Annotated in this window: 7 protein-coding genes and 1 pseudogene; 6 read left to right on the top strand and 2 right to left on the bottom strand. The window is 66.7% G+C overall.

The window, feature by feature from the left end; genetic code table 11:
* Both EN893_RS09155 and EN893_RS09150 read right to left on the bottom strand, forming a co-directional pair.
* Nucleotides 1-605 (bottom strand): annotated as a pseudogene (locus EN893_RS09155) (hypothetical protein); the annotation flags it as partial.
* 56 nt (nt 606-661) lie between these two features.
* Nucleotides 662-1282 carry a TetR/AcrR family transcriptional regulator gene (locus EN893_RS09150; protein WP_127267449.1) on the bottom strand — a complete coding sequence of 207 codons (621 nt, stop codon included), beginning with the start codon at nt 1280-1282 and terminating at the stop codon, nt 662-664.
* Nucleotides 1283-1572: 290 nt separating this feature from the next.
* Between EN893_RS09150 and EN893_RS09145 the strand changes: the two genes are divergently transcribed.
* The 6 genes from EN893_RS09145 to EN893_RS09120 all read left to right on the top strand — a co-directional run.
* Nucleotides 1573-2070 (top strand): (2Fe-2S)-binding protein, encoded by a 498-nt coding sequence (locus tag EN893_RS09145; RefSeq protein WP_127267450.1) that lies wholly within the window; start codon nt 1573-1575, stop codon nt 2068-2070.
* Nucleotides 2067-3125, top strand: a complete 1059-nt coding sequence (locus EN893_RS09140) for a xanthine dehydrogenase family protein subunit M (protein WP_127267451.1) — start codon at nt 2067-2069, stop codon at nt 3123-3125. The genes EN893_RS09145 and EN893_RS09140 overlap by 4 nt, the downstream gene beginning before the upstream one ends.
* Entirely contained in the window at nt 3115-5373 is a 2259-nt protein-coding gene (locus tag EN893_RS09135) for a xanthine dehydrogenase family protein molybdopterin-binding subunit (RefSeq protein ID WP_127267452.1), read from the top strand. Before EN893_RS09140 ends, EN893_RS09135 begins: the two co-directional genes overlap by 11 nt.
* 231 nt (nt 5374-5604) lie before the next feature.
* On the top strand, nt 5605-6084 hold the full coding sequence (locus tag EN893_RS09130) for a (2Fe-2S)-binding protein (RefSeq protein WP_127267453.1): 480 nt from the start codon (nt 5605-5607) through the stop codon (nt 6082-6084).
* The gene (locus EN893_RS09125) at nt 6081-7064 is read left to right on the top strand and encodes a xanthine dehydrogenase family protein subunit M (protein ID WP_127272232.1); all 984 of its coding nucleotides are present in this window, start codon (nt 6081-6083) and stop codon (nt 7062-7064) included. The genes EN893_RS09130 and EN893_RS09125 overlap by 4 nt, the downstream gene beginning before the upstream one ends.
* A partial coding sequence (locus EN893_RS09120) for a xanthine dehydrogenase family protein molybdopterin-binding subunit (protein WP_164900775.1) occupies nt 7061-8916 on the top strand: 1856 nt, incomplete at its 3' end. The genes EN893_RS09125 and EN893_RS09120, both read left to right, overlap by 4 nt.

The following is an 8916-nucleotide window of genomic DNA, read 5'->3' as shown; positions in this document are numbered from 1 at the left end:
AGCTTGGTCAGTTCGCCATAGATCTGAGGAGGGAGCTTTGTGTCCTTGAACAGCGCATTGACCTGGACAGATTGCAGTTCGAGCAGGGCTATCGCCGGCTGGGGCGATTTCAGGACGTCCTCGGCCTGTTCGGCGAGCAGCGGACGGAATTCGTCGGCGATCGAGCTCGCATCCTCATGGATGCGGTAGCGCCGCCGGTATTCGATATTGGCGGCCCGCGCCATGGATTCCCATGGCATCGGCCGGCGCAGGGAAAAACGCAATGCCGTCATCCAGGCGATGTGGCGATAGATGAGCTGTCTGGCCGTCGGCGCGTCAAGGAAATCCCTGCAGAAATTGGACCACAACCGGCTGCTGGCCGTAATTTGCGTAAAAGCCTGCAGCGCGTCGCTGCTGCGGGTGAACACCTGCGAATTCTTGAACCCGGCAACGAGTGACACGGTGGTGCCAAGCACCAGCACCACCGACCATGGCACCGAAAACCCGGCGATGCCTGGAAGACGGTAAGCCGCCACGGCCAGTCCACTCACCACCACCATGTAGATGACGCTGCGCCGCGACCACAGCGCGAAGTCCACTATTTTGTAGGAGCGGCCTACATACATCGGGTCCCCTCAATTTATCGACAGGTGTGGTTTTGCACGGGCGGAATCTCGTCGCCTCATTGTGCCTTTGCAGCCCCGAACCGCAACCCGTCCATCAACAGCTTGACCAGCCGGCGCGAGCGGTCGCGCCATTCGGGGGTGTCGGGCGCTGAGTAGATGCCGCCCAGCGCGTGCAGCACGTCGGAAGCGTCGACGTCGCCGCGGATGGTGCCGTCGGCCACCGCCGCCTCGACCAGCTGCCGCAAGGCTTGCGACACCCGGCCGAACGTGTCGGAAAACAGCGTCGAATTGGTGGTGAGCACAATGCGCAGGCTGGTCGCCAGGCCGCGCTTGGTGGCGATGTAGTCGACGAAGCGCTGCATCCACTGTTCCAGCGCGACATCGGACGGATGTTTCTGGGCAAGCTCGCCGGCGGCCGCGCAGAGCGCCTCCACCTCCCGGCGATAGACCACCTCGACCAGATGCTCGCGCGTCGGGAAATGCCGGTAGAGCGTGCCGATGCCGACGCCGGCGCGGCGCGCGATCTCCTCCAGCGAGCCATCGATGCCGCGCTCGGCAAAGACCGACACCGCCACCTCGACCAGCCGGTCGCGGTTGCGCCGCGCATCGGCGCGCAGCGGCTTCGCGTCTACGGCCTCGGCCTTCTGTTCTGTAATGGCGGACGGCTCGCTGGCCAATTTTTTCTCCACATCGTGTCAGGGGGCTTGAACCCGGCCGGTTCAGCCACCACGTATTAAACGGAGGCGCCTCCGTTTTAGTGGAGCACCTTTATCATATAATCAGGGGAACCGGTATGTCACGTCTTTCGAACACGCAAGCCGACATCTCCCCTGCCCGCCTGCCTCGCGGGAGATCCGCTGCCATCTCCGCTTTCGCCGTCAAGACCTGACCGAACGGTTACCTTGCCCTTCCGCGGCAAGGCACCAGTTCAATCCCATCCGCGTCAAGCAACTGGAGCCAGACGCCCATGACCAGCCTTCCCATCACCCTCACCATCAACGGCCACCGACACGAACTGGAGGTCGATCCACGCGTAACCCTGCTCGACCTGCTGCGCGAGCGGCTTGATCTCACCGGCACCAAGAAGGGCTGCGACCGCGGCCAGTGCGGCGCCTGCACGGTGCTGGTCGACGGCAAGCGCATCAACTCATGCCTGGCGCTAGCGGTCAGCCATGACGGCGCCCAAGTCTTGACCATCGAAGGCGTCGCCCACGGCGAGGAACTGCATCCGGTGCAGGCCGCCTTCATCGCCCATGACGGCTTGCAGTGCGGGTTCTGCACACCCGGCCAGATCATGAGCACGCTCGGCCTGATCGCCGAGGCACAGGCCGGCGACGATCCCGAACGCATCCGTGAGGGGCTGAGCGGCAACATATGCCGATGCGCGGCCTATGGCGGCATCGTCGAGGCCGTCCTGGAAGCCCAGCAACAGCTTGTCAAAGCCGACCGGAGGACCGCGGCATGAGAGATTTCGATTACATCAGGCCAGCCACCATCCCCGACGCCATCGCCGCGGCAGCCGAGCCGGGTTCGGCCTATCTCGCCGGCGGCACCAATCTGCTCGACCTGATGAAAGGCGGCATCACCAGTCCCGAGCGTATCGTCGACATTTCCCGGCTGCCGGAGCTCAACCGCATCGAACGGCTGGACGATGGTGGCCTGCGCATCGGCGCGCTGGTCCGTAATGCCGACCTTGCCTACGATCCGGCGTTCGCGAAATCCTATCCGGCGGTGGCCGAGGCGCTGCTGTCGGGTGCTTCGGCGCAGCTTCGCAACGCCGCCACCGTCGGCGGCAATCTGCTGCAGCGCACGCGCTGCAGCTATTTCTACGACACCGCCAGCGCCTGCAACAGGCGCGAGCCAGGCGCCGGCTGCGATGCGCTGGGCGGCGAGAACCGCCTGCACGCCGTGCTAGGCTGGAGCGACGCCTGCATCGCCACCCACCCGTCGGACTTCTGCGTGCCGCTGGTGGCGCTCGACGCCGTGGTCGAGATCGAGGGCAAGAAGGGCCGGCGTCATGTGACACTGGAGGAATTCCACCGGCTTCCCGGCGAAACGCCGCAGCGGGAGAATGCGCTAGAGCCCGGCGACCTGATCGTGGCGGTGCGCCTGCCGGCGGAGGCGGCCTCCTTCTCCGCCAATGCCCGTTACCTGAAAGTCCGCGAACGCACCTCTTATGCTTTTGCCGTCGTATCGGCCGCGGCAGCGCTCGTCGTCGATGGCGGCAAGATCCGCGCCGCAAGGCTGGCACTGGGCGGCGTCGCGGCCAAGCCGTGGCGAGCCCGAACGGCGGAAGCCGTCCTGCTTGGCGCGGACGCCAGCGAGGCGACCTTCTCCAGCGCCGCGGACGCTGCCTTGGCCGATGCCAGCCCCTCCGGCGACAATGCCTTCAAGATCGAGCTTGCCCGCCGCATCGTGGTCAGGGCGCTGATATCTGCGCTTTCGGGAACGCCCGAGCGTCTGCCAGCCCTTCCTGCCTCCCCGTTCTCGAACATTCCCGGAGCGCGCCATGTCGCTTGAACTCAGCCTCAACCAGCAACCCGCCCATGCCCGGCAGGGCTCCAGCATCGGCCAGCCGCTGACCCGCCGCGACGGCTTTCTGAAAGTCACCGGAGCCGCGCGCTATGCCGCCGACAACCACCCGCCCGGCATGCTCTACGCCGTGCTGGCGGTCAGCAGCATCGCGCGCGGCCGCGTTGCCGCTCTGGATATCGAGGCGGCCAAGGCGCACCAGGGCGTGGTCGAGGTGATGACGCCCAAGAACCGGCCGGCGCTCGCCGCTGACCCGGACGCCAAGGACCACCCCTTCATGTTCCGGCTCGACCTGCTGCAGAACGATCAGGTCCGCTACCCCAACCAGAGCATCGCCGTGGTGATCGCCGAGACGCTGGAGGCGGCAACCGAGGGGGCGGCTTTGCTGTCGCCGCGCTATGAAGTGCTGCCGGCGCGCGTTGGCCTCGACGGCGCTGAAAGCTTCGTGCCGCGTGGTGTCGGTGTCGGCGGTCCGGCCGTGCAGCACAAGGGCGATGTCGAGGCCGGCCTCAAATCCGCAAAGACGCGGATCGAAGCCACCTACGAGACGCCGGCCCAGTACCACAACGCCATGGAGCCGCATGCGATCGTCGTCGCCTGGGATGGCGACACACTGTCGATCGACACACCGAGCCAGGGCCTTGCCATGGCGCAGGGCCGCATCGCCGGCCTGTTCGGCATCGCGCCGGAAAACGTCCACATCCGCAGCCCGTTCCTGGGTGGCGGCTTCGGTTCGAAAGGCATGATCTCCGGGCCGCAGGTGCTCGGCATCCTGGCGGCGCGCCTCGTTGGCCGTCCGGTCAAGCTGGTGCTGCGGCGTGAGCAGATGTACGGCCCGGTCGGCCACCGTGCGCCGACGCGCCAGACGCTGCGCATGGGCATGGATGGCGAAGGGCGGCTGACGGCACTCGACCATCACGCCAAGACTGCGTCGAGCACGTTCGACGATTTCTTCGAACCGGCGGCGGATGCCTCGCACACGCTCTATGCCAGCCCGGCCATCGCCACCTCGCACGATGCGGTGCGGTTGGACACCGGCACCCCGCTGTTCATGCGGGCGCCCGGCGAAGCGACCGGCTCGATCGCACTCGAAAGCGCCATCGATGAGGCGGCACACGCCTGCGGCATGGACCCGCTGGAGTTCCGGCTGCGGAACTATGCCGAGGTCGAGCCCATGACCGGCAAGCCGTTTTCTTCCAAGGCGCTGCGCGAGTGCTACAGGCAAGCGGCCGAGACGTTCGGCTGGGCGAGCCGCCTGCTTCAGCCGCGGCTGATGCGCGACGCGGACGGTTTCCTGACCGGCTGGGGCATCGGCACGGCGACGTTTCCGGCCCTGATGTTCCAGGCCGAGGCCCGCGCCGTGCTGAGAAGCGATGGCAGCGGCCTGATGGAGACCGGCGCGCAGGACATGGGGCAAGGCGCCTGGACCGCCTTCGCCCAGATCGCCGCCGACGGACTGGGACTGGATATCGACCAGGTCGATTTCAGGGCCGGCAGTTCCGATCTGCCCAATGCAGGCATTGCCGGCGGCTCCGGCCACACGGCGACGGCCGGCATGGCGATCCACAATGCGGGTGCCGCCGTCATCGCCAGGCTCGCCGATCTCGCCACCGGTGACGAGCACTCACCGCTCTACGGCGCCGGCAATGAAGGCGTGCTGGCGCGCGGCGGTCGCCTCTATCGGCGCGACGATGAAAGCCGCGGTGAAAGCTATGCCGAAATCCTCACGCGCGCGGGCCTCACCGAGATCGAGGGCCATGGCAAGGGCGCTGCGGACCCGGCATCCCAGGAAACCTATGCCAAGCACGCGCATGGCGCCGTGTTCGCCGAGGTGAAGGTCGATCCGGATTTCGGCCAGATCCGTGTCACAAGGCTGGTCGGCGCGTTCGCCGCCGGGCGGGTCATCAATCCCAGGCTGGTGCGCAGCCAGTATTATGGCGGCATGATCTGGGGCGTCTCGTTCGCGCTGCATGAGGAAGCCATCACCGACCGGCGCTCTGGCCGGATCCAGAATGCCAACCTCGCCGAATATCATGTCCCGGTGAATGCCGACGTTCCGTCGGTCGAGGCGCTGCTGGTCCACGAGGACGACCCTCACGTCAACGCACTCGGCATCAAGGGGGTCGGCGAAATCGGCATCACCGGCACGGCCGGCGCCGTCGCCAATGCGGTCTGGCATGCGACCGGCGTGCGGCCGCGGCGCTTTCCGATCCGCATCGAAGACCTGCTGGGGTGAGGTGAGATCCGCCTAGCGGACGGGAAGCCAATTGCTCGGCTTCCCGTCCGACGAACGGTGAAGGCCCGGTCCGCCTTCGGGCGGATCAAAAGGTCCAGTGGGCCTTTTAAAAGGGCCGAACGCCCGAAGGTCCGGAGCGACAGCGAAGGGCCGGACAGCGGGCGCCAGGTCCCCCGCCGGCCCACCATGAGATCAACCGACTTCGCGTCAAGCAACTGGAGCCAGGCGCCCATGACAAAAACAACAATCCCAGTTCATCTCGATATCAACGGCCGTCATCACGATCTGCAACTCGAGCCGCGCGTCACGCTGCTCGATGCCTTGCGCGACCGCCTCGGCCTGACCGGAACCAAGAAGGGCTGCGACCACGGCCAGTGCGGCGCCTGCACCGTGCATGTCGACGGCGAGCGCGTGCTGGCCTGCCTGACGTTGGCCGCCCAAGCCGAAGGCCGCACCGTCACCACCATAGAGGGGCTTGCACGGGAGGGCGAAATGCATCCCGTGCAGGCTGCCTTCCTCGAACAGGACGCCTTCCAGTGCGGCTATTGCACGCCGGGCCAGATCATGTCGGCGGTCGCCTGCATTCGTGAGGGCCATGCTGGCTCCGACGACGAGATCCGCGAATACATGGCCGGCAATCTCTGCCGCTGCGGCGCCTATCCGCACATCGTCGCCGCTGTCCGCCAGGCAGCATTGGAGGCTGCATCATGAGGGATTTTTCCTATGTGCGCGCCAATTCGCTCGCTGCGGCACGCCAGGCGGCCGCCCTGCCCGGCGCCATGCTGCTCGCCGGCGGCACCACGCTGATCGACCTCGCCAAATGCGGCGTCGCCGAGCCCGAGACGCTGGTCGACATCACCCATCTCAAGGGGTTGGACAGGATCGAGATGAATGAACGCGGCGCCACCATCGGCGCGCTGGCCAGGATGAGCCGTGTCGCCGACCATGCCGACATCAAGATCCACTTCCCAGCCGTCTCCGAAGCCCTGTGGCAGGCGGCTTCCGCGCAGATCCGCAACATGGCGACCATCGGCGGCAATCTGATGCAGCGCACCCGCTGCCCCTATTTCCGCGATCCGGCGAATTTCCCCGCCTGCAACAAGCGTGAGCCCGGCTCTGGCTGTTCGGCGATCGGCGGCGTTACCCGTGGCCATGCGGTGCTCGGCACCAGCGACGCCTGCATCGCCATGTATCCGGGCGACCTCGCCGTGGCGCTGGTCGCCTTCGATGCGATCGTGCATCTGGGCGAGCGCCAGATCCCGGTCGACGACTTTTTCCTGCTGCCCGGCAACACGCCGGAAAAAGAACATGCGATCGAACCGGGCGAGATGATCACCGCCATCGAGATCCCCGGCTCGGCCGCTACCCGGCGTTCGACCTACCTGAAGATCCGCGACCGGCAGTCCTACGAGTTCGCCGCGGCCAGTGCGGCGGTCGGCATCGAATTCGAGGCTGACGGCCGAACGATCCGCGATTTGCACGTGGCGCTCGGCGGCGTCGCGACCAAGCCGTGGCGTGCGCGGGCCGTGGAAGACGCGCTGAAGGGCAAGGTATTGGAGCCGGACGCGGTCCGCGCCGCCAGCCTGCTCGCCGTCGAAGGTGCCGTCGACCATGGCGCCAACCACTACAAGGTCGAACTGGCGCCGCGCGTCGTCGCCCGCGCCATCCTCAAATTGGGAGAGACGGCATGACCGTTCACAACATCAGGCATGGTGATGCGTCCGACGGCGCTTTTGCCGAAGCCGTCGGCGGCCGGCTGTCGCGCGTCGACGGCCCGGCCAAGATCAGTGGTGCGGCGAAATACGCCGTCGAGCAGCAGCTCGAAGGCCTCGCCTACGCCGTGCTGGTCGAGAGCACGATTGCATCCGGCAAGGTGCGCGCGATCGACACCAAGGCGGCCGAGGCGGCGCCCGGCGTACTGCAGGTGCTGACGCCGGACACCATCATCAGCCTGAAAACCGCGGCGGACTGGTTCGGCACGCCGCCGCCCGACAAACCCTATTGCCCGCTCGCGCGCGACATCACCTTTTCGGGCCAGCATGTCGCCGCTGTCGTCGCCGAGACCTTCGAACAGGCGGTCGCGGCGGCGGCCCTGGTCAAGGTCAGCTATGACGAGACGCCTTCCATCGTCGACCTCAGCGACGGCAAGGCCGGCGACGGCATCCCGATCGACGCCATGACCAAGGAATGGGGCGATGCGCAAGGTGCGTTCGCCTCGGCACCGGTCCGCATCTGCGCCGCCTACAACACGCCGCGCGAATACCAGGCGCCGATGGAGCCGCATGGCCTGATCGCCCGCTGGGAGGGCGACAAGCTCACCGTGTGGGAGCCGAGCCAATGGCTGGACGGGATGGCCCGCACCTATGCCGAATGGTTCGACGTGCCGTTCGAGAATGTGCGGCTGGTCTCGCCCTATATTGGCGGCGGCTTCGGCTCCAAGGCGCTGGCGCTGAGCCATGGCGCGGTGGCCGCATGTGCCGCCAAAATGCTCGGCCGGCCGGTGCGCCTGGTGATGACGCGGCCGCAGACCTTTACCGGCTATGGTGGCCGCGCCGCGACGCGCCAGACGGTGACGATCGGCGCCGATGCGCAAGGAAACATCCAATCGATCGTGCATCGCGGCGTCAATGAGACATCCATCGACGGCATGTGGGTCGAGCCGCTGGGATCGGTTACCTCGATCATGTATGCGACGCCGAATTTCTCCTCGAAGCAGAATGTCGTGCGGGTCAATTCGGTGGTGCCTGGCGCTATGCGCGCGCCGGGCGAAAACCCCTCGGCCTTCGGCATCGAAAGCGCCATCGACGAGCTCGCTTACGAGGTCGGCATCGACCCGCTGGAAATCCGGCTCCGGAACTATGCCGAGCAGGATCCGCATGCCAAAAAGGCTTGGTCTACCCGGCAGTTACGCGAGGCTTTTGCCGCAGGTGCGGAGCGCTTCGGCTGGGCCAGGCGCTCGCCCGAACCGCGCTCGATGCGCGACGGCAACCAGCTGATCGGCTGGGGCGTCGCGGCTGGCACCTATCCGGTTCGGCGCGCCTATGGCGAGGCGATCGTGCGTATCCTGGCCGACGGCTCGGTCGAGGTCGAAAGCTCGTCGATCGACATGGGTCAAGGAACCTACACAATCCTGGCGCAGACCGCCGCTGAAACGGTCGGCGTGCGAGCTGACGACGTGGTGGTGAAACTCGGCGACTCCCGCTTTCCGCGCGCCGGCGTCACCGGCGGCTCGCGCCTGGCCGGCGTCATGACCGGCGCCGTATACAAGGCCGCGAGCTCAGCGCTCGACCAGTTGGTGGGCCTTGCCATCAGCGATCCGCGGTCGCCTTTCCACGCGCTGCAGGCCAACACGCTGGTCGTCGCCAATGGCCGCATCGCTTCGCCGCGCGGCGACGGCCCCGATGTCTCGATCGCCGAACTGCTCAAAAGCGTCGGCCGCGACCACATCGAAGCCACCGGCGACACCATGCCGGAAAACTCGACGCCAGAGGAGCGCTACAAGAACTACACCACCATCGCCATGGCGCTGCCTCACACCGAGTG

The sequence above is a fragment of the Mesorhizobium sp. M7A.F.Ca.CA.004.04.2.1 genome, assembly GCF_004022825.1.
Classification (GTDB): domain Bacteria; phylum Pseudomonadota; class Alphaproteobacteria; order Rhizobiales; family Rhizobiaceae; genus Mesorhizobium.
The sequence above is the reverse complement of the archived record's forward strand: the minus strand, read 5'-3'. Positions and strand labels throughout refer to the sequence as shown.